22 protein-coding genes are annotated in these 19085 nt (G+C 74.0%); 15 read left to right on the plus strand and 7 right to left on the minus strand.

Features of this window, described 5'->3' with window-relative positions:
- Nucleotides 1-357: glycosyltransferase (locus LFA75_RS16340; RefSeq protein ID WP_225234668.1), on the plus strand; the 357-nt coding region annotated here is incomplete at its 5' end.
- A gap of 12 nt (nt 358-369) precedes the next feature.
- On the opposite strand, the gene rfbA is transcribed toward LFA75_RS16340, so the two are convergent.
- The gene (rfbA, locus tag LFA75_RS16345; protein WP_225234669.1) at nt 370-1233 is read right to left on the minus strand and encodes a glucose-1-phosphate thymidylyltransferase RfbA; all 864 of its coding nucleotides are present in this window, start codon (nt 1231-1233) and stop codon (nt 370-372) included.
- Between the two features lie 117 nt (nt 1234-1350).
- On the opposite strand from rfbA, the gene LFA75_RS16350 reads away from it, so the two are divergent.
- The 6 genes from LFA75_RS16350 (at nt 1351) to LFA75_RS16375 (ending at nt 6705) form a co-directional block, all read left to right on the plus strand.
- A complete protein-coding gene (locus tag LFA75_RS16350; protein ID WP_225234670.1) occupies nt 1351-2430 on the plus strand; it encodes a glycosyltransferase family 4 protein in 1080 nt (359 codons plus the stop codon).
- Nucleotides 2427-3344 (plus strand): glycosyltransferase family 2 protein, encoded by a 918-nt coding sequence (locus LFA75_RS16355; RefSeq protein ID WP_225234671.1) that lies wholly within the window; start codon nt 2427-2429, stop codon nt 3342-3344. The genes LFA75_RS16350 and LFA75_RS16355 overlap by 4 nt, the downstream gene beginning before the upstream one ends.
- Entirely contained in the window at nt 3341-4432 is a 1092-nt protein-coding gene (locus tag LFA75_RS16360; RefSeq protein WP_225234672.1) for a mannose-1-phosphate guanylyltransferase, read from the plus strand. Before LFA75_RS16355 ends, LFA75_RS16360 begins: the two co-directional genes overlap by 4 nt.
- Nucleotides 4433-4486: 54 nt before the next feature.
- Nucleotides 4487-5239 carry a glycosyltransferase family 2 protein gene (locus tag LFA75_RS16365; protein ID WP_225234673.1) on the plus strand — a complete coding sequence of 251 codons (753 nt, stop codon included), beginning with the start codon at nt 4487-4489 and terminating at the stop codon, nt 5237-5239.
- Nucleotides 5236-5628 (plus strand): DUF2304 domain-containing protein, encoded by a 393-nt coding sequence (locus LFA75_RS16370; RefSeq protein ID WP_225234674.1) that lies wholly within the window; start codon nt 5236-5238, stop codon nt 5626-5628. Before LFA75_RS16365 ends, LFA75_RS16370 begins: the two co-directional genes overlap by 4 nt.
- A gap of 168 nt (nt 5629-5796) precedes the next feature.
- On the plus strand, nt 5797-6705 hold the full coding sequence (locus tag LFA75_RS16375; protein WP_225234675.1) for a DNA-3-methyladenine glycosylase family protein: 909 nt from the start codon (nt 5797-5799) through the stop codon (nt 6703-6705).
- Here LFA75_RS16375 and LFA75_RS16380 read toward each other — a convergent pair.
- The 4 genes from LFA75_RS16380 to cofD are packed head-to-tail and all read right to left on the minus strand — an operon-like array spanning nt 6690 to nt 10634.
- Nucleotides 6690-7994 (minus strand): lipopolysaccharide biosynthesis protein, encoded by a 1305-nt coding sequence (locus tag LFA75_RS16380; protein ID WP_225234676.1) that lies wholly within the window; start codon nt 7992-7994, stop codon nt 6690-6692. The genes LFA75_RS16375 and LFA75_RS16380 overlap by 16 nt on opposite strands.
- Before the next feature lie 16 nt (nt 7995-8010).
- Nucleotides 8011-8625 carry a dTDP-4-dehydrorhamnose 3,5-epimerase family protein gene (locus tag LFA75_RS16385; RefSeq protein WP_225234677.1) on the minus strand — a complete coding sequence of 205 codons (615 nt, stop codon included), beginning with the start codon at nt 8623-8625 and terminating at the stop codon, nt 8011-8013.
- Between the two features lie 4 nt (nt 8626-8629).
- Nucleotides 8630-9691, minus strand: a complete 1062-nt coding sequence (locus LFA75_RS16390) for a coenzyme F420-0:L-glutamate ligase (RefSeq protein ID WP_225234678.1) — start codon at nt 9689-9691, stop codon at nt 8630-8632.
- Nucleotides 9684-10634 (minus strand): 2-phospho-L-lactate transferase, encoded by a 951-nt coding sequence (gene cofD, locus LFA75_RS16395; RefSeq protein ID WP_225234679.1) that lies wholly within the window; start codon nt 10632-10634, stop codon nt 9684-9686. Before cofD ends, LFA75_RS16390 begins: the two co-directional genes overlap by 8 nt.
- Before the next feature lie 321 nt (nt 10635-10955).
- On the opposite strand from cofD, the gene LFA75_RS16400 reads away from it, so the two are divergent.
- Complete coding sequence (locus tag LFA75_RS16400; RefSeq protein ID WP_455428462.1) at nt 10956-11279, plus strand: WhiB family transcriptional regulator; 324 nt, start codon at nt 10956-10958, stop codon at nt 11277-11279.
- Between the two features lie 44 nt (nt 11280-11323).
- A complete protein-coding gene (locus tag LFA75_RS16405; protein WP_225234680.1) occupies nt 11324-12139 on the plus strand; it encodes a hypothetical protein in 816 nt (271 codons plus the stop codon).
- Here LFA75_RS16405 and LFA75_RS16410 read toward each other — a convergent pair.
- Together LFA75_RS16410 and LFA75_RS16415 are read right to left on the minus strand one after the other, a co-directional pair.
- The gene (locus LFA75_RS16410; RefSeq protein ID WP_225234681.1) at nt 12136-12963 is read right to left on the minus strand and encodes a hypothetical protein; all 828 of its coding nucleotides are present in this window, start codon (nt 12961-12963) and stop codon (nt 12136-12138) included. The genes LFA75_RS16405 and LFA75_RS16410 overlap by 4 nt on opposite strands.
- Nucleotides 12964-13051: 88 nt before the next feature.
- Nucleotides 13052-13507, minus strand: coding sequence for a metallopeptidase family protein (locus LFA75_RS16415; RefSeq protein WP_225234682.1), 456 nt, complete (start codon nt 13505-13507; stop codon nt 13052-13054).
- A gap of 113 nt (nt 13508-13620) precedes the next feature.
- Here LFA75_RS16415 and LFA75_RS16420 point away from each other — a divergent pair, with 113 nt between their 5' ends.
- The 6 genes from LFA75_RS16420 (at nt 13621) to manA (ending at nt 19008) form a co-directional block, all read left to right on the plus strand.
- A complete protein-coding gene (locus LFA75_RS16420; protein ID WP_091242127.1) occupies nt 13621-13971 on the plus strand; it encodes a DUF3499 domain-containing protein in 351 nt (116 codons plus the stop codon).
- Between the two features lie 82 nt (nt 13972-14053).
- Nucleotides 14054-15433, plus strand: a complete 1380-nt coding sequence (locus tag LFA75_RS16425; RefSeq protein WP_225234683.1) for a phosphomannomutase/phosphoglucomutase — start codon at nt 14054-14056, stop codon at nt 15431-15433.
- Nucleotides 15430-15630, plus strand: a complete 201-nt coding sequence (locus tag LFA75_RS16430; RefSeq protein WP_225234684.1) for a Trm112 family protein — start codon at nt 15430-15432, stop codon at nt 15628-15630. The genes LFA75_RS16425 and LFA75_RS16430 overlap by 4 nt, the downstream gene beginning before the upstream one ends.
- Complete coding sequence (locus tag LFA75_RS16435) at nt 15627-16763, plus strand: SIS domain-containing protein (protein WP_225234685.1); 1137 nt, start codon at nt 15627-15629, stop codon at nt 16761-16763. The genes LFA75_RS16430 and LFA75_RS16435 overlap by 4 nt, the downstream gene beginning before the upstream one ends.
- Nucleotides 16764-16783: 20 nt before the next feature.
- Nucleotides 16784-17800, plus strand: coding sequence for a cation diffusion facilitator family transporter (locus tag LFA75_RS16440; RefSeq protein ID WP_225234686.1), 1017 nt, complete (start codon nt 16784-16786; stop codon nt 17798-17800).
- Between the two features lie 26 nt (nt 17801-17826).
- A complete protein-coding gene (gene manA, locus LFA75_RS16445; RefSeq protein ID WP_225234687.1) occupies nt 17827-19008 on the plus strand; it encodes a mannose-6-phosphate isomerase, class I in 1182 nt (393 codons plus the stop codon).
- Nucleotides 19009-19085 lie beyond the last annotated feature (77 nt).

The following is a 19085-nucleotide window of genomic DNA, read 5'->3' on the forward strand; positions in this document are numbered from 1 at the left end:
GCTGGGTACGACCGCGACGAGGACCTCGGCGCCGTCCTGTCCACGGCCCTCGTCGCGGTCGTACCCAGCCGGGCGGAGGGCTTCGGTCTGCCGGTCGTGGAGGCCATGGCGGCCGGGGTCCCGGTGGTCACCTCCGACGCGCCCGCGCTCGTCGAGGTCGGCGGCGGGGCCACCCGGGTCGTCCCGGTCGGGGACGCCGCTGCGCTCGCCGACGTCCTCGGCGAGCTCGTCGACGACCCGGCCCAGCGGGCCCGGCTCCGTGCCGCCGGCTCGGCCAGGGCCGCAGACTTCACGTGGGACCTGGTCGCGGACCGGCTGTGGCACCTCTACGACGAGGTCCGGTCGGCCCGCGGGTGACCGGACCGCCGGTCAGTCCTGCAGGAGTCGGAGCAGGTACTCGCCGTACCCGCTCTTTCGCAACGGCTTGGCCAGCTCGGCGAGTTGGTCGGCATCGATGAAGCCGCGTCGCCAGGCAACCTCCTCGATGCAGCCGATCTTCCATCCCTGGCGTTCCTCGACCACCTGGACGAACTCGGCCGCCTGCATCATCGAGACGTGGGTACCGGTGTCGAGCCAGGCCGTTCCCCGCTCGAGCACGGTCACGGTGAGCTCGCCGCGGCGCAGGTACTCGTCGTTGACCGCAGTGATCTCCAGCTCCCCCCGGGGGCTGGGCCGGACGTCGGCAGCGATCCCCACGACCTGGTTGTCGTAGAAGTACAGACCCGGTACCGCGTAGGAGCTCTTGGGATGGGTGGGCTTCTCCTCGATGGAGATCACCTTGCCGTCCTCGGCGAACTCGACCACGCCGTAGTCGCGAGGGTTGGACACGTGGTAAGCGAAGACGTGGCCGCCTCGAGGGTCGGTGTTGGCGCGCAGGCTCTCTCCGAGCCCGGTGCCGTAGAAGATGTTGTCGCCCAGCACGAGGGCCACCGGCTGGTCACCGATGAAGTCCGCGCCGATGACGAACGCCTGCGCGAGCCCCTCGGGCCGGGGCTGCACGGCGTAGGTGATCTCGATCCCGACGTCGGAGCCGTCACCGAGCAGGCGCTGGAAGCCCGACTGGTCCTCGGGGGTGGTGATGACGAGGACCTCTCGGATCCCGGCGTTCATCAACAACGACAGGGGGTAGTAGATCATCGGCTTGTCGTAGATCGGCATCAGCTGCTTGCTGATCGCCTTGGTGATCGGGTAGAGCCGGGTGCCACTGCCGCCGGCCAAGATGATCCCACGCATCGGCCCAGCCTATCGGCGGGTCCACGACCGGGGCTCACTAAGCTCGGGCTCCCCGCCGCCGCACCCCTGGAGTATGTCCTGCTCGACACCCCCCGTGTCCTGGTCGACGCCACGGCTGTGCCCGCCGACCGGGGGGGCGTGGGCCGGTATGTCGACGAGCTGTTGCCTGCACTGGTCCGGCAGGGCGTGGACCTGGTCGTCGTGGCGCAGGCCCACGACGTGCCGGTGTACCGATCCCTCGTCCCGGGCGCCGAGGTGCACGCTGCCCCGGCCGCGATCACGCGCCGCCCGGTCCGTCTCCTGTGGGAGCAGACGCTCCTGCCGGTGCTGGCCCGCCGGGTGCGCGCGGACCTCGTCCACAGCCCGCACTACACGCTGCCGCTGCTGAGCCCGGTGCCCGTGGTGGCGACGGTGCACGACGCCACGTTCTTCACGCTCCCCGAGGTGCACCTGACGGTGAAGCGGTGGTTCTTCCAGGGGTGGACCCGGGTTGCGCTGCGGCGGGCCGCCCGATGCCTCACCCCGTCGGCGGCCACCCGGGACGAGCTCGTCCGCGTGGCCGGTGCCGATGCCCGCCGGGTGGACGTCGCGCTCCTCGGTGTGGAAGTCGAGCACTTCCACGTCCCCACCGCGGTCGAGCGCCGGCGGGTCCGGGAGCTACTGGACCTCGAGGGTCCCTACCTGGCATTCCTCGGGACCCTGGAACCGCGCAAGAACGTGCCCGCCCTGGTCCGGGCGTGGTCGAGCCTCCCGTCACCGCCGGCCCTCGTGCTCGGTGGAGGCCGGGGGTGGGACCCCGGTGTGGACGGCGCGGAAGCGGCGGTGCCGGCGACGCACGACCTTCGCCGGCCCGGCTACCTGCCGCTGGACCTGCTCGCGGCGTTCCTCGGTGAGGCCGAGCTCGTGGTCTACCCGAGCCTGGGGGAGGGCTTCGGCCTGCCGGTGCTGGAAGCGATGGCCAGCGGGGCCGCGGTGCTGACCACCCCGCTGCTGTCACTGCCCGAGGTGGGTGGGGACGCTGTCGAGTACACCGGGCCGGACGAGGACGGGATCCGGGCGGCGCTGGTCCGGCTGCTCGACGACCCCGCTCGTAGGGACGACCTGCGCCGGCGCGGCGTGGAGAGGGCGCGCGGCTTCGACTGGGACGCTTGCGCCCGGGCGCACGTGGAGTCCTACCGGAAGGCGGTCGCCGGGTGAGCGGTTCGCTGCGGGTCGTCGTCGTCACCTACTCGCCTGGGCCGACGCTGCACAGCTGCCTGGACAGCCTGCGGCGCGCCTGCTCGGGACCGGTCGACGTGGTGCTCGCCGACAACGGCTCGGTCGACGGCGCCCCCGAGGCCGCGGCGGCGGGCGCCGGCGACGTCCGGGTGCTGCCGGTCGGTGGCAACGTGGGGTACGGGCCGGCCGTCGACGCGGGGGTCGCCGACCTGCCGACGGGCTGGGCCTTGGTCGCCAACCCCGACATCGTGTTCGACCCCGGCAGCGTCGACGAGCTGCTCGCGGTGGCCGCCCGCTGGCCCCGCGCCGCGACCGTCGGTCCGGCCATCCGGACACCCGACGGCGACCTCTACCCCTCGGCGCGGGACCTGCCGTCGCTGTCGACGGGCACGGGACACGCGCTGCTCGGGTGGGTGTGGCCGGGCAACCCATGGACCGCCCGGTACCGGCGGGAGCGGGGAGCGCCCCGGGAGCGGCCGGCAGGGTGGCTGTCGGGCGCTTGCTTCCTGGTCGACATGGCGGCCTTCCACGCCGTCGGCGGATTCGACCCGGGGTACTTCATGTACTTCGAGGACGTCGACCTGGCGCAGCGACTCACCGCCGCCGGGTACGTGCACGTCTACGCGCCCTCCGCGGTCGTCGTGCACGAGGGTGGGCACGCCACCCGGAGGGAGCCGCACCGCATGCAACGCGTCCACCACACGAGCGCGCTGCGCTACCTGTCTGGCCAGTACCCCCGCCGACGGCACGCCCCGTTGCGCTGGGCCCTGCGGGGCGGGTTGGGGGCCAGGATGCTGGTCTCCTACGTGAGCGGCCGGGTGGGCGCCGGAGCGGCCCCGCGACAGCGACTGGGTGACCAACCACCGACGGCCGGACAGGAGGACTGGACGTGAGACACGCCGTGATCATGGCCGGCGGGTCAGGTACACGGCTGTGGCCGCTGTCCCGCACCGCCCGGCCCAAGCAGCTCCTCGACGTCGTGGCGGCACCGGACGGCGGCGTGCACAGCCTGCTGGCCGAGGCGTTCAGCCGGCTGCAGGCGGTGCTGCCCACCGAGCAGATCTGGGTGTGCACCGGCGAGCGGTACGGCGACCTGGTTCGGGCGGCCCTGCCCGAGCTGGGCGCTGACCGGCTGATCCTGGAGCCCGTGGCCCGGGACACCGCGAACGCCGTCGGTCTGGCCGCCGCCGTGGTCGCCGATGTGGACCCCGACGCCGAGCTCGCCGTCGTCTCTGCCGACCACGTCATCCGCCCCGTCGAGGCCTTCGCGGACGCGCTCCGGGTCGCCTACGACTGCCTCGCCGTCCGGCCGGGTGCCCTGGTGACCCTGGGGATCTCACCTACCTCGGCGGCGACCGGGTTCGGCTACGTTCAGCGGGGTCGGCCGACGGAGGTCTCCGGTGCCGTCGAGGTGGCGTCCTTCCGGGAGAAGCCCGACCGGGAGACCGCCGAGCGGTACCTCGCCTCGGGGGAGTACCTGTGGAACTCGGGGATGTTCGTCTGGCGGGCCCGCACCGTCTTGGACGCGCTGGCCCGGCACCTGCCGGAGACCGCCGAGGGACTGCGCCGGATCATCGCTGCCGAGGACCGCGCGGAAGCACTCGCCGAGATCTTCCCGACCCTGCCGAAGATCAGCGTGGACTACGCGGTGCTCGAGCCGGCAGCTGCCGAGCCGGGCCGGGTGCTGGTCGTCGCCCTGGACGTCGACTGGCTGGACGTCGGGTCCTGGCCCGCACTGGCGGGGGCCCCGGACGGGGGTGGTGTCGGCAACGCCGTCCGCGGCCTCGTCGTGGCTCTGGACAGCTCGGGGGACGTCGTCCTGTCCGACGACCCGTCGCACCTCGTGGCCCTCGTCGGTGTCCGGGACAGCGTGGTGGTCCACACCGCCGACGTGACGATGGTCTGCCCGGTGGCTGACGCCGAGCGGGTGAAGGAGCTGCTCGCGCTGGTGGAGCAGCGGACCGGAGCGGCGTGGACCTGATGGCTCCCGTCGATCGCTCCCGGGTGTGGGCCGGCGGACTACCCTCCGGCAGCGATGAGTAACGAGCAGCAGCCCCGGTCTGCCAGTGCACCGCCGGCCCCCGCCGCGGCGGGGGAGGACTGGTCGGACACGGTGGTCGTCGTCAGGGTCTACAACGAGGCGCCCGTGCTCGGTGGTGTGATCCGGGAGCTCCTCGACGCCGGCCTGCGGGTCATCGCCGTCGACGACGCCAGTACAGACACCTCCGCCGACGAGATCGACCGAACGGGCGCCCTGCGCGTCAGCCACCCGGTCAACCTCGGCGCCGGCGGCGCCCTCCAGACGGGCTACGAGGCGGCCGTCACGTTCACCGACGCGCGGTACGTGGCCTGCTTCGACTCCGACGGCCAGCACCAGCTCGCCGACCTGCTCGGCATGGTGAGGCTCATCCGCGAGGGCTGGGACGTGGTCATCGGCTCCCGTTTCCTGGACGGCCGCACCGAGATGAGCTTCCTGCGGAGTCTCATCCTCCGTACCGCGAGCAAGGTGCTGAACAGGGGCGCCGGTACCCGGCTCACCGACGCGCACAACGGGTTGCGGGTGGTCACCCGGGACATCGCCGCGAGGGTGCGGCTGTCGCACACGGGGATGGCCTACGCCTCCGAGCTCGAGTACTTCCTCACCCGGCCGGAGCACCGGGTCACCGAGTTCCCAGTCCACATCCTCTACACCGACTACTCGACCGCCAAGGGCCAACCGCTGCTCAACAGCGTCAACATCCTGGTCGACACCATGGCCCACCGGGTCAGCAACGGGCGGACGCGATGATCATCAAGTGGCTCCTCGTCCCGGCACTGATCGCCGCGGTGGTGCTGTCGCTGCGCGCCCGTGCCTCCCTGCGCGGTCAGGCGCGCCGGAAGATCCTGGCCGGGGTGACCGTGGTCGCCGGTGCGACGGCGGTGCTGTTCCCCGACCTCCTGCAGCTCGCGGCCGACGTGGTGGGGGTGACCCGCGGTACGGACCTCATGCTCTACGGGCTGGCCCTGGTGATCATCTACCTGGTGGGCAGCACAGGCGTCAGGTTCCGGGAGCAGGAGGCGCGGATGGTGGCGCTCGCCCGGCAGGTCGCGCTCATCGAGGCCGAGGCGCGGGTCCGCGCCCACGGGACCCGCCCGCTCGTCGAGCCGTCGACCGGGCAGAGCCACCCGACGGCCTGACGGCCCGCCCGCGGCGCCGCTGTGCGGCCTACCCTCGGCTCAACAGGTGGTCTGCTGACGTCCGCTGTCGGGGACCGCGCCGTCGTGTGCCGGTCGATACGCGGGTGCGCGACGTGCAGTGCCGGCCGTGACGATCTGAGGGGGTCCGCTCTGTCCGCGACGGTCGAGGTGCCGCTCGAGGCTTCCTGGCGGCCGGACTGGCCGCTGGACATCCGGCGGACGCTGTCCCCGCACCGTCGGGGGACCAGCGACCCGACCCTGCAGCACACAGCCGACGGCGGGACGTGGCGGACCACCACCACGCCGGACGGCGCTGCGACCGTCCGGCTCACAGTCCGGGCGGGCGAGGTGCAGGCGCAGGCGTGGGGCCCGGGCGCCGCGTGGGCCGTCGACGTGGTCCCGCGGTGGCTGGGCGCTGAGGACCGTCCCGAGGGCTTCCCTTCCCATCGCCACCAGCTCGTCCATCGGTTGCACCGGTCCTCCCCGTGGTTGCGCATCGGTGGCACCGGCCGGGTGTGGGACGCCCTGGTCCCGGGCGTGCTGGAGCAGAAGGTCACGGGGATCGAGGCGCACCGCACCTGGCGGCAGCTGCTCCTGCTGGCCGGTGACCCGGCCCCGGGGCCCGCGCCCACCGGCATGCGGGTGGTCCCGTCGGCCGAGCGGATCCGTGCCGTGACCGACTGGGAGTGGCACCGGTGCGGCCTGGACGGCGCCCGCCGACGTGCCCTGCTGGCCGTGGCGGGCGTCGCGTCCCGGCTGGAGTGCGCCGAGCACACGGGGTGCGACGACCTCCGCCGGCGGCTCCGGTCCGTGCCGGGCATCGGCGTCTGGACGGCCGCGGAGGTGGCCCAGCGGGCCCTCGGCTGCGCGGACCAGGTCAGCGTCGGCGACTACCACTTGAAGAACCTGGTGGGGTGGTCGCTGGCCGGCCGCAAGACCGACGACGAGGGGATGCTCGAGCTCCTCGAGCCGTGGCGGGGGCACCGCCAGCGGGTGATCCGGCTGCTGGAGATCGGCGGAACCCGGCCGCCCAAACGGGGGCCGCGCATGTCGCCGACGGACTACCGGCGGTTCTGAGCGGCGGTCCGGCGCGCGACCGCCCGGACGACGCCGACCGTCATCACCCCGGCCGCGACCACTCCGCCGGCCAGCAGGGCGAGGGACACCCGGCCCTCGACGCCGAGGGGGACCGCGAGGGCGGCGAGGAACACGGCGGAGCCCGCCGCCCAGCCCAGCAGCGGGCCTCGGTAGACCTGCAGCGCGATCAGGACCTGGGCCATCGCCTGGGCGAGCATGTAGGCGGCCGCTCCCGCACCGAGCAGGGTCAGCAGCCCACGGGAGGCGTCGAAGTCGGGGCCGTACAGGAGCCGGAGCGCCCAGGGGCCCAGGATCGCCAGCCCGGCCAGGAACAGGCCCGAGACCCCGGCCACGAGGAGCACCACCGTGCGCACCTGACGACGAAACCCGGGCAGGTCGTCCTCGGCCAGGTACTTGCTGAGCGCAGGCAGGAACGTGGCCTGCACGGCACCGAAGAAGAACAGCGGGATCCGGGTCATGACCAGGGCAGCGATGAACGACCCGACCCGGCCCGGCCCGGCCCCTCCGGACAGCAGCTGCGCTGCGATGGGCGCCGCGTTCACGATGAGCTGGGACAGCACGGCGGCCCCGACCAGGGTGGCCAGCGCGGGGGCGACCGTGCCCCAGGCGGCCGGAGGACCCTGGTGGGCCAGCCGGCGCGGCCGTCCGGCGGTGGCCACAGCGGCCAGCAGCGGGGCGAGCACGAGGGCGGCGGCCACGGTTGCCGTGTCGTGCGAGGCGGCGACCACCAGGACGACGGGACCTACGACGCGCAGCAGACCGTCGACGGCCAGCTGGGCCCCGTAGCGGCCGAATCGTCCCGCGCCGCTGAACAGCCCCCGCAGGGTGTGCTCGGCGAAGAGGCCGACCATCCCGACCAGCAGGAGCGGGACGAGGGCGGACTCCCCGTTGAAGAGGCGGTCGGCCACGGTCTCGCGGAAGCCGAGTGCCAGGGCCGCCAGGACGGCGGTCACGCCCGTGCCGAGCACCAGGCAGCGCAGGAGCACCGGAGCGGCGCCGGTGCCCACCGCGCGCCGCTCGGCCGTCGCGCGGCTGAGCTCCTGCTCGATGGGCTGGTAGAACGCAAGGGCCGCCGCGTTGAAGACCACCCAGAGGGTCGCGACCGGGGCGAAGTCGGCCGGGCCCAGCAGCCGGCCCGAGATTCCCAGGTAGGCGAAGGAGCCGACCCCGAGGACGACCAGCCCGATGGCGACCGGCCCGAGTTGCTGGAGCAGCCCCGACGAACGCGCTGCAGGTGGAGCGGCACCGGCGGGCGAGGGCTCGCTCACGCCGCGGAGCAGGGTGTCACGCGGCGCCGGCCGACGACCGCAGCTCGTCGTAGCGAGCCGTGCACTGCGCCATGGTGGGCAGCAGTCCCTGCTCGCGGGCCTCGGCCAGGGTCGGCGCCGCGGTGTCCTTGGTGGACAACTCGAACTCGACGTCGATCGGCCAGGGCAGGTCGAGCTCAGGGTCCATGGGGTTGATGCCGAACTCGCGGCCCGGCGAGTAGCCGCTGGAGACCAGGTAGGTGACGGAGCTGTTGTCGGCCAGCGACACGAAGGCGTGCCCCAGACCCTCGGACAGGTAGACGGCCTTGGGGTGCTCGCTGTCGAGCTCGACGGCGTCGACGGCCCCGAACGTGGGCGAGTCGACCCGGATGTCCACGATGACGTCGAGGATCTTCCCGCTCGGGCAGTAGACGTACTTGGCCTGACCGGGCGGGACGAGGGCGAAGTGCACTCCGCGCAGGACGCCCCGAGCGGACACCGAATGGTTGGCCTGGGCCAGTGTGAGCCCGAAGCCCGTGGCCTCGGCGAGGATGTCGGCGCGGTACCACTCGGTGAACCGACCCCGGCTGTCGCCGTGCGGCACGAGGTCGAGCACGTAGCTGTCGGGCACCTTCAGTTCGCGGATGTCCATGCGGTCATCCTGCCTCGTCCGGCTCCCCGGCACCGACCCGGAGGCGGCCGACCAAGGACGACCCACCCGGCGAGCCCACCGGTTCCCAGCGGGTCGCCCAGCCCTCGGCGTGCAGCTGCACCAGGGCGGCGCCGACCAGCGCGCCCAGGTTGAGCGCCGTGGTCGTCGTCCAGGCGTCGGTGAGGTGGACGTCGACGACGTCGGGCTCGTCGCTGCCGTAGGCGAACACGACGGGGAACTCCGGCAGGGCGACCGAGGCCACCCTGAATGCCCCTGCCACGGCCTCGACAGCTCCCGGGCGGGCCGTGATGCCCGAGCCGGGGGCCCGGGCCGACACCAGGTCACGGGTGCCGTGGGCGAACAGGTCGCCGGGGCCGAGCCGGACCAGCGGTCGGGTGCCGGCGTCCTGGTCCGGGACGTCGAGGAGGAGCCCGCGGACGACGGCCACCGGCACCCCGGCGAGCTTGCCCTTGACCAGGTCGGCTGCGGCGGCCAGCTCGTCGACCAGGGCGACCTGGGTGGTCTCCAGACGGTTCCCGTGCGCGTCCACCGCACCGCGGTGGTCCACCAGCGCCGGCAGCCCGGCGCAGCCGACCGCCACGTCGGTCAACCCGTCGCGCCACGTGCGGCCGAAGGTGTCGCTGACCACGACGGCCACCGTCACCCCCAGCAGGGACTGCAGCGCAGCCCGTAGCCGGCGGGCCGAGTCGTCGGCGTCGGCCGGCAGCAGGACGAGGGTGTCGGCCGCGACGTTCGAGGCGTCGATCCCGGCTGCGGCCACCACCCAGCCGTGCCGGGTCTCGACGATCTTCAGCGGCCCCCGACGGGCGACCACCCGCACGGTCTCGGCGTCGATCGCGCGCTGGCGCACCGCCTCGCGGTCCTCGCCCGGGGCGACCCGCACCAGGTTGCCCTCCACCTTGCTGACGACCTTGGACGTCACGACGACGACGTCGCCGTCGGCCAGCCACGGGGCAGCTGCGGCGATCGAGCCGGCCAGGTCGTCGCCCGGGGCGAACTCCGGGAGACCGGGGACCGCGTGGATCGAGAGGGGACCTTCAGGCACGTGCGGCATTCAACGCCGCCTCCGCCATCGCCTGCGTGGTGGCGGGGTCGGTCATCAGCAGCGGTACCCGCCGGACGTCGACGCCTGGGACGTCGGAGACGTCGGTCTCGTGCACCAACCAGGAGTCGAGCAGCCCGCCCGCGGAGCGGGCGCCGTAGTGCCGCCCGACGCCCTCGGCGCTCACCTCGACCCCGATCGCGGGCAGGCACCGGTCGGCCATCCCGCGGACCGGTGCCCCGCCGACGACGGGGGACACCCCCACGACCCGCGCCGGCGACGCCAGGAGCGCCTCCCGCAGCCCGGGGACGCCGAGCACGGTGCCGACCGAGACCACCGGGTTCGACGGCGCCAGGAGCACGGCGTCGGCCGCGGCGAACGCCTCGACGACGCCGGGTGCCGGTCGGGCGTCCTCGACACCCACCTGGACGAAGGCGCTGGGGTCCAGCGCGGCGCGGTGCCGGATCCACCACTCCTGGAAGTGGATGGCCTGCGGCCGCCCGGTGTCGGGATCGGTGACCACCACGTGGGTCTCGACCCGCTGGTCGCTCATCGGCAGCAGGGTGACCCCGGGCTGCCAGCGCTCGGCGAGGGCCAGGGTGACCTCGGACAGCGGGTAACCGGCATCGAGCATCCGGGTGCGGACGAGGTGGGTCGCGAGGTCCCGGTCGCCGAGCCCGAACCAGGTCGGTTCGGCCCCGTAGGCAGCCAGTTCGTCCTTGACGACCCAGCTCTCGCCCCGTCGACCCCAGCCGCGCTCGGGGTCGATCCCGTCACCGAGCGTATACATCACGGAATCCAGGTCCGGGCAGATCCGCAACCCGTGCAGCGTGACGTCGTCGCCGGTGTTCACGACGGCCGTGATGTCGGCCCCGGGAGCCGCGGAGCGCACCCCGGTCAGGAAACGGGCCCCGCCGATGCCGCCGGCCACGACCACGATCCTCATGCACACCATGGTGCCTGATGGCAAGAGACGTTCTCGAGGTCGGTTCCGTGTCGGAATGATCTGAACCAACTACCGGCACTTCGTCGGCAGATGTTGTGCACCGGTGCGGCGTGTCACCGGCCTTCGTGACCCCCTCGAGACCCTGCGTGACACCTGTGACTTCTGGGGCTCGGCGTTACAGGAGTCCGACTTGACCCACCCCCAATGACACGCGTGTAATTCCCTCGATGTCACCGAGTGCGGCACGTCGGGAGTGGCCCGATGATCACGCACTGTGACGAAGGCGAGAGGGGACGCATCGTCATGGCAGAGGTGTCTTGGTTGAGCGACTACAAGCAGCAGACCGAGCCGGCCTACGGGTCCGGCTACGGGACCGGCACGACCGGGTTCGCCGCGGCGAACTGGTCCGCTGGTCTGGAGGAGGACGACCAGGGCTGGCAGGAGCGCGCCCTGTGCGCCGAGACCGACCCCGAGGCGTTCTTCCCGGAGAAGGGCGGCTCGACCCGCGAGGCGAAGAAGATCTGCACCGGGTGCGACGTCAAGATGGAGTGCCTGGAGTACGCCCTGGGCAACGACGAGCGCTTCGGCATCTGGGGTGGCCTCTCCGAGCGCGAGCGTCGTCGGCTCCGTCGCCGCGCGGTCTGAACCCCGCCGCCGGCGGGCCGGGGTGAGTACGCGACGCTGAGGTCGTGTTCACCCGGGTCGTCGAGGGGCGGGCGAGGGTGGTGCGGGAGATCCGCGCCGCTGGTCCGCTCCTGTCCGCAATCGCAGTACCCACCACCGCCCGAGGGCCCTGGCTGGCCGCCGCACTGCACGCGGCGCCGCCCCCCGCCCGTCGTGCCCGGCACCGGGCGGTGGTGGTGGAAGCCCACCGGCACGGTCGTCCGGCGGGGCTGGCGCTGCTGACGTCGCGCAGCCGGCTCCGGCGTGGGCGCCCGGTCACCGTGGTCCGGCTGCTCGGCGACGACGGAGTGCCCGGTCCGCCGGGCTCGGCCCCGCGCCGCCTGCCCGCCGCCGACCCCGAGGTCGCCGGTCTCCTCGCCGAGGGCATCACCGACCTCCTCGCCGGGGTGCGCGGACGGTGGCAGCTGGACCTGAGCGGTCTGCCGCTGGGTGACCCGGTGCTGGCCGCGCTCGGTGCCCGCCTGGGCACGGGTGCCGCCTTCCGCACCTCCCGCAGCCGATCCCTCGTGGACACCCTCGGGACGGGGGCCCTGCGGTCCACCGACCCCGCCCTGCTCGAGGGCCGGCTCCCGGTCTTCCTGGAGCACCGGCCGGCCGGTGCCCGGCGGGCTGATCTCCGGGCCCTGGCGCGGGTGCACGCCGCCGCGGGTCAGCTCGAGCACGCCATAGTCCTGGCGGGCGGGGTGCCCACCGCAGGGCTGCTGACGCTGCTCGACGGTCCGGTGCGGCGACCGTGGTGGGGCTTCGGCCCCGACGGCGGGTCGGACGACGCCCCCGGGCAGCCCTGGGTGTCCCTCACCGCCTCGGGGCAGGGGCGCTAGCCGACGAGTTCCCCCGGCGGGACGACGGTGGCCGCACCGCTGCCGAGCCGGAGGGTGCCGGTCGGTCCACCGGTGGCGTCCTCGACCTGAACCTCGAGGGGGTAGCTACGGCCGGTGTAGACCGGCGCCGAGCCGTTCGGTCGGGTGTAGGTCGCGAAGGTCCCGCTCAGCTGCAGCCCGTCAGAGGTGCGGGTCACCTGCAGGTCCGGGGAGCCGAGGTCCGCGAACTCGGCCAGCACCCGTCGGCAGTCGGCCGCCGCCGGGTCGGCAGGTGCCTGGTCGCCCAGGCAGTTCCACACGGCCAGGTCGAGGTGCGCGACCGCGCGGGTGCCGTCGGAGCTGACGGTCAGCTGCGGGTAGGCCACCGTCACCCCGACAGCCTGCGGCTCCAGGACCACCCCGGTCGACGTCAGCGAGCCGGTGAACCCGTCGTCCCCGGCGGGGAGGTCCAGGTCGGCGAGGTCCCCGGCGGCGGCCGCAGTGAGGGGCGCGGACGGGGACGACGTCGAGGGGGCCGACGAGGTGCGCGGGGCGGCCGACGTCGTCGCCGCCGTCCCCGCCGGGGGCTCGGCACCGTCCCGGTCGGTGACCGTGCCGACCACCACGACCGCCGTCACCACCGCGACGACCGCGACCCCGGCCGCGACGACCCCGCGGCGACGGCGCCGACCGGTCGTCGACGACCGGTCGTCGGCCGCCTCGGGTGCCGGTGCTGGTCCCGGCGCGGGACCCGCAGCGGGAGCCGGGGGCATCGGCGAGCCGGGCGGTGCGTCGTAGAAACCCGGGAGGTCGTCGACGACGCGCTCCGCAGTCGTGGGCGCCACGACCGGGGCCGGAGTGGTCGGGGTGGTCGTGGTCCGTCGTCGTGACCTGCGCATCGATCGTCCCCCGTCGCTCACCGGGCCCAGCATGTCAGCCGGTGGGGTCGATCTCCTCCGGGTCCCGGCCCAGCAGCACCGCCACCTGGTCCACCACCACGTCCCGCACCAGGTCGGCCAGGTCCACGGAGTCGTGCGCCCGGATCTCCAGCGGACGCCGGTAGACCACGATCCGGGGTGGGTGCTCGACACCGCCCTCGCGTCGCCCGGGCATCACCCGGGCCAGCGGGACGCTGCCGTCGTCCAGGACGTCGGCGTCCAGGACGACCTCGTCGGGGCTGCTGTGGTCGACCCACGGCACGTCCTCGACCGCGAACTCCACCCCGGCCAGCTCGCGCTCCCAGCGCCGCTCGATCTCCTCGACCGCGTCCAGGACCAGGTCGTCGAACTGCTCGGCACGGCTGCGGGACAGCGGGACGCCGGGGGGCACCAGCCGGCCGCGCAGGCCACGGCCGTGCCGGTCGCGGCGGCGGGCAGGGGAGCGGTCCATGGCGGGGCGAGCCTACGACGGCCCCGTCGACCGCCGTTCTCGTGCTCGCGCCGGAGTGCCTGCTGACGAAGTGCCGTCGGCGCGGTTATGGTGCGAGCCGTGAGGATCCGGTGGTGAGGCAGTCGCGACGCTGCTCGCGCAGTGGGTGCGCGCAGCCGGCGGCGGCCACCCTGACCTACGTCTACGCAGAGTCCACGGCGGTCGTCGGCCCGTTGGCCACGTACTCCGAGCCGCACAGCTACGACCTGTGCGAGTTCCACGCCGAGCGGCTGACCGTCCCGCGCGGGTGGGAGGTCGTCCGGCACGAGGTGGACACCGACGACGCCGGCCCGACCGGGGACGACCTACTGGCCCTGGCCGACGCCGTCCGCGAGGCGGCCCGGCCCGAGCCCGAGCGCGACCCTGCCGACGACGGGTCCGGGACCCGGCGCGGGCACCTCCGGGTGCTGCCGAACCTCCCGTGACCGGCGCCGCTGTCGTACCCGCTCGATAGGGTCTGCGGGCGTCCTCGACCGGGGACCAGCCCAGCGCTCTCGAGGTGGACCCGTGCCTGACCTGTCGTCGCTGATCAAGGCCTACGACGTGCGCGGCGTGGTCCCCGACCAGTGGGACGAGGACGTCGCCCGGGCGATCGGGGCGGCCTTCGCGGAGTTCGTGCACGCCGAGACCGGGGCCACCGCGGTCGTCACCGCCCACGACATGCGCGAGACGTCGGTGCCGCTGTCCCGGGCCTTCGCCGAGGGCGTGCTCGCCCGTGGCCTGGACGTCGTGGAGGCGGGCCTGGGGTCCACCGACATGCTCTACTTCGCGGCCGGCAGCCTGGACCTCCCCGGGGCGATGTTCACCGCCAGCCACAACCCGGCGCAGTACAACGGAATCAAGATGTGCCGGGCGGGCGCGGCGCCGATCGGCCAGGACTCCGGTCTCGCGCAGATCCGCACCTGGTCCGAGCAGCAGCTCGACGGCGTGGCCGTGTTCGACCGGGTGGTCAGCGCGCCCGGCGCCGTCAGCAGCCGGGACGTGCTAGGCGAGTACTCCGACTACCTCCGCGGTCTGGTCGACCTCTCCGGGAGCCGGCCGCTGAAGGTCGTCGTCGACGCCGGCAACGGCATGGGTGGGCACACCGTGCCGGTCGTGCTGTCCGGGCTGCCGCTGGAGATCGTGCCGATGTACTTCGAGCTCGATGGCTCGTTCCCCAACCACGAGGCCAACCCGCTGGACCCGGCCAACCTGGTCGACCTGCAGGCCGCGGTCCCCGAGCACGGTGCCGACATCGGGCTGGCCTTCGACGGCGACGCCGACCGGGTCTTCGTGGTCGACGAGCGCGGCGAGCCGGTCAGCCCGTCGGCGGTCACCGCCCTGGTCGCCGTCCGCGAGCTGGCCCGGGGGGTGGGGACGACGATCATCCACAACCTGATCACCTCGTCCGCGGTGCCCGAGATCGTCCGCGAGCACGGCGGGGAGCCGGTGCGGACCCGCGTCGGGCACAGCTTCATCAAGGCCGAGATGGCCCGCACGGACGCCGTGTTCGGCGGCGAGCACTCCGCGCACTACTACTTCCGGGACTTCTGGCGGGCCGACACCGGGATGCTGGCGGCGATGCACGTGCTGGCCGCGCTCGGCGAGCAGTCCCGACCGCTGTCGGAGCTGACCGCCGCCTACAGCCGGTACTCCGCGTCCGGCGAGATCAACTCGACCGTCGAGGACGCCGCCGGGCGGGTGGCCGCGGTGCGGGAGGCCTACGGCGCCGACGAGCGGGTCACGTTCGACGAGCTGGACGGCCTCACCGTCGCGCTGCCCGACGGTGCCTGGTTCAACCTCCGGGCCAGCAACACCGAGCCGCTGCTGCGGCTGAACGTCGAGGCCCCCGACGAGGCCCGCATGACCGAGATCCGCGACGACGTCCTGGAGATGGTGCGCTCATGACCACGACCCACCCCGACACGCTGGGCATCGACCCGTCCCTGCTGGCGATCCTTGCCTGCCCGGACACCCACCACAGCCCGCTGACGCTCGACGTCGAGGCCGCCGAGCTGCTGTGCAGCACCTGCGACCGCGCCTTCCCGGTGCGCGACGGCATCCCGGTGCTGCTCCTCGACGAGGCCCGGCACCGCACGCCGTGACCTCGCCCGAGCTGGCCGAGGAGGTCCTGGACGACCCGGAGCTGCTGCGTGCCCGGGACCCCCGCGGCCTGCTCCCGGCCGTGGCCGGGGCCGGGGCGCAGGTCCGCGAGACCGCCGCGCTGACCGCCGAGGCCGGGCTCGGTCGGGTCACCGACGCCGGTCGCCCGCGCGGCCTGGTCGTCGTGGCCCGGCGGGAGGGTGCCGTGGCGGCGTCCGTGCTGCGCGCCCTGCTGGGGCCCGGCAGCCCGGTGACCGTCGACGTGGTGCCCGGCCCGCAGCTGCCGGTCTGGATGGGTGCCTCCGACGTCGTCGTGATCGCCACCCGCACCGGTGCCGGGCACTACGCCCTCGCCCCGGCCTACGAGGCGGCCCGCCGGGGCGTGGCCGTCGTCGGCATCGGCGCCGAGGGCGCGCCGCTGCACGCCGCCTGCGCCAGCGCCCGGGCGCCCTACGTCCCGCTGCCGCCGTCCCGGGTGCAGCACACCACCCTGTGGTCGCTGCTGACCCCGATGCTCCGGCTGGCGACCGACCTCGGGCTGCTGTCCGCCGAGGCCGCCGACACCGATGCCGTGGCCGACGCCCTCGACGCGGTGGCGGCCGACTGCGGGCCGGTCGTCCCGACGTACGCCAACCCGGCGAAGATGCTGGCCCTCGAGCTGCTCGACGCCCTGCCGGTCATCGCCGCCGAGGGTCCGCTGGCCGCAGCGGCCGCCGGCCGGGTGGCCGACCAGCTGGCCACGCTGGCCGGGCTGCCGGCGACGGCCTTCCGGCTGCCCGACCAGCGGGTGGCGGCCTGCGCGGTGCTCGGTGGCCCTCTCGCCCCCGCCGAGGCCGACGACTTCTTCCGTGACCGCACCGACGACGAAGGTCGCCGACTGCGGCTGATCACCGTCCGGGACGCCGAGGCCGGCGGACCGGAAGGGCCGGCTGAGCGCGAGCCGAGGTCGGCGTCGGAGGCGCTGCACCAGGTGCTGCGCACCGCGACCGAGCGCAACGTGCCGGTCAGCGGGCTCGCTGAGCAGGGGGACGCCGACGGCGTGCCCCGCCTGGCCCGGGTCGCCCGTCAGGTCGCCGCCGCCGACTTCGCCGCGGTGTACCTGGCGCTGGCCCTGGACGCCGAGCGGGCCCGCTGAGCCAGGGGCACACTCCTCGCGTGACGCAACAGACCGAGGCCACCACCGAGAACGCCGACGGCGGCCACGGCGGCAGCGCCCGGGCGATCGTCGCCGCCCTGCTGGCCAACCTGGGCATCGCGGTCGCCAAGTTCGTCGCCTTCCTGGTCACCGGCGCGTCCTCGATGCTCGCCGAGGCCATCCACTCGGTGGCCGACTCGGGCAACCAGGTGCTGCTGCTGATCTGCGGCCGCACCTCGAAGCGCCGGCCGACCGCGCAGCACCCGTTCGGCTTCGGTCGCGACCGCTTCGTCTACGGGTTCCTGGTGGCGGTGGTGCTGTTCAGCGTCGGCGGTGTCTTCGCCGTCTACGAGGGCGTGCACAAGATCCTGGCGCCGGAGGAGCTGACCAGCCCGGTGTGGGCGTTCGGCGTCCTGGGCGTGGCGATCGTTCTGGAGTCCTTCTCGCTGCGGACGGCGGTCAGGGAGACCAACGCGGTGCGGCCGGCGGGGGAGAGCTACTGGGCCTTCATCCGCAACGCCCGGGCCCCCGAGCTGCCCGTCGTCCTGCTCGAGGACACCGCCGCGCTCACCGGCCTGGTCCTGGCGATGCTGGGCGTGGGGCTGACCACCGCCACCGGCGACGGGGTCTACGACGGGTTGGGGACGGTGGCCATCGGCGTCCTCCTCATCGCGGTCGCCTCGGTGCTGGCCGTGGAGACCAAGAGCCTGCTGCTGGGCGAGGCCGCCACCGAAGCCGTGCAGCGCGACATCCGGACCGCGCTCGAGGGCGGCGAGCACGTCGAGTCGGTGATCCACCTGCGCACCCAGCACCTCGCGCCGGAGGAGCTGCTGGTCGCCGCCAAGATCGCGGTTCGGCACGACGACACCGCCGAGGCCGTCGCCCGGGCCATCGACGAGGCGGAGGCGAGGATCCGGGCCGCCGTCCCGATCGCCACGGTCATCTACCTCGAGCCCGACATCCGCCGGGCCGGACAGCCCAGTGCGGGTGAGCGGTCCTCAAGTTCTGCCCCGGGGTCGTCGACGTCGGAGGGGTGACCCTCGCCCCGGTAGCCTCGCGCACGATGTGGCAGCTGACGAACACCATCAGGCACTACCCGTGGGGAAGTCGCACCGTCATCCCGGAGCTGCTGGGTGAGGCGTCCCCGGCCACCGAGCCCTTCGCCGAGCTGTGGATGGGTGCCCACCCCGACGCCCCGAGCCGGCTGTCGGACGGGCGGGGCCTGGACGCGGCCATCGCGGCCGAACCCGACCGGCTCCTGGGGCCGGTGGTCCGGCAGCGGTTCGGTGACCGGCTGCCCTTCCTCATGAAGGTGCTGGCCGCGGAGTCGCCGCTGTCGCTGCAGGCGCACCCCACCACGGCGCAGGCCGAGGTCGGGTTCGCCGCCGAGGAGGCCGCGGGGATCCCGAAGGACGACCCGACCCGGACGTTCAAGGATCCGCACCACAAGCCCGAGATCCTGCTCGCGATGACCCCGGTCGAGGCGCTCTGCGGCTTCCGCCCGGTCGAGGAGTCGCTGCACTGCCTGGCCAAGCTCCAGCTGCCCGAGCTCAAGCCGACCATCGCGGCCCTCGCGCGCGGCGGGCTGCAGGTCGCCGTGCCGCAGCTCCTGGCGCTGTCGGCGCGGCGGCGGCAGTCCCTGGTGACCGCGGTCGCGGCCAAGGCCGCCACCTTCGTGGCCGCGCACGACCCCGAGTTCATCAACACCTACCGCTGGGCGGCCAGCCTGGCGCAGACCTACCCCGGCGACATCGGGGTGGTCATCTCGCTGCTGTGCAACCACCTCAAGCTGGCGCCGGGCGAGGCGGTCTTCCTGCCCGCGGGAAACCTGCACGCCTACCTGTGCGGGGCGGGCATCGAGGTGATGGCCAGCTCGGACAACGTGCTGCGGGGCGGGCTGACGGCCAAGCACGTCGACCTCGCCGCACTGGTCGAGGTGCTCGACTTCGGCGACGGCCGGGTGCCGGTCCTGCACCCGGTGCTCGGGCCCGGCGGCCTGCGCTACCCGGTCCCGGTGGAGGACTTCGAGCTCACCCGGTGCGAGCTCGGCGACTACGCCGGCAGCCTGCGCACCGCCGGGCCCCAGGTCCTGCTGTGCACCGAGGGCACCGCCGTGCTGACCACCGACGACGGGGAGCTGGTGCTCCGTCGCGGGCAGTCGGCCTTCGTGCCGGCGGGGGCGCCCCTGGAGGCCCAGGGGCCGGCGATCCTGTACCGCGCCACCACCGGTCTGCGCGCGGTGTGAACCAGGTACCGGGGGTGGTCCGAACCCCCGGTACGCGAGACGCCAGGCCGCCGAACCGGTAGCCTGGGCAACGGCAC

The sequence above is a fragment of the Klenkia terrae genome (assembly GCF_900491935.1).
Taxonomy (GTDB): Bacteria; Actinomycetota; Actinomycetes; order Mycobacteriales; family Geodermatophilaceae; genus Klenkia; species Klenkia terrae.

What these genes read in the sequence shown, in the direction of transcription:
- manA (WP_225234687.1), top strand. Translation starts at nt 17,827, where the DNA reads ATGTGGCAGCTGACGAACACCATCAGGCACTACCCGTGGGGAAGTCGC.
- rfbA (WP_225234669.1), bottom strand. Translation starts at nt 1,233, where the DNA reads ATGCGTGGGATCATCTTGGCCGGCGGCAGTGGCACCCGGCTCTACCCG.
- LFA75_RS16365 (WP_225234673.1), top strand. Translation starts at nt 4,487, where the DNA reads ATGAGTAACGAGCAGCAGCCCCGGTCTGCCAGTGCACCGCCGGCCCCC.
- LFA75_RS16430 (WP_225234684.1), top strand. Translation starts at nt 15,430, where the DNA reads ATGACCACGACCCACCCCGACACGCTGGGCATCGACCCGTCCCTGCTG.
- LFA75_RS16370 (WP_225234674.1), top strand. Translation starts at nt 5,236, where the DNA reads ATGATCATCAAGTGGCTCCTCGTCCCGGCACTGATCGCCGCGGTGGTG.
- LFA75_RS16415 (WP_225234682.1), bottom strand. Translation starts at nt 13,507, where the DNA reads ATGGACCGCTCCCCTGCCCGCCGCCGCGACCGGCACGGCCGTGGCCTG.
- LFA75_RS16385 (WP_225234677.1), bottom strand. Translation starts at nt 8,625, where the DNA reads ATGGACATCCGCGAACTGAAGGTGCCCGACAGCTACGTGCTCGACCTC.
- cofD (WP_225234679.1), bottom strand. Translation starts at nt 10,634, where the DNA reads ATGAGGATCGTGGTCGTGGCCGGCGGCATCGGCGGGGCCCGTTTCCTG.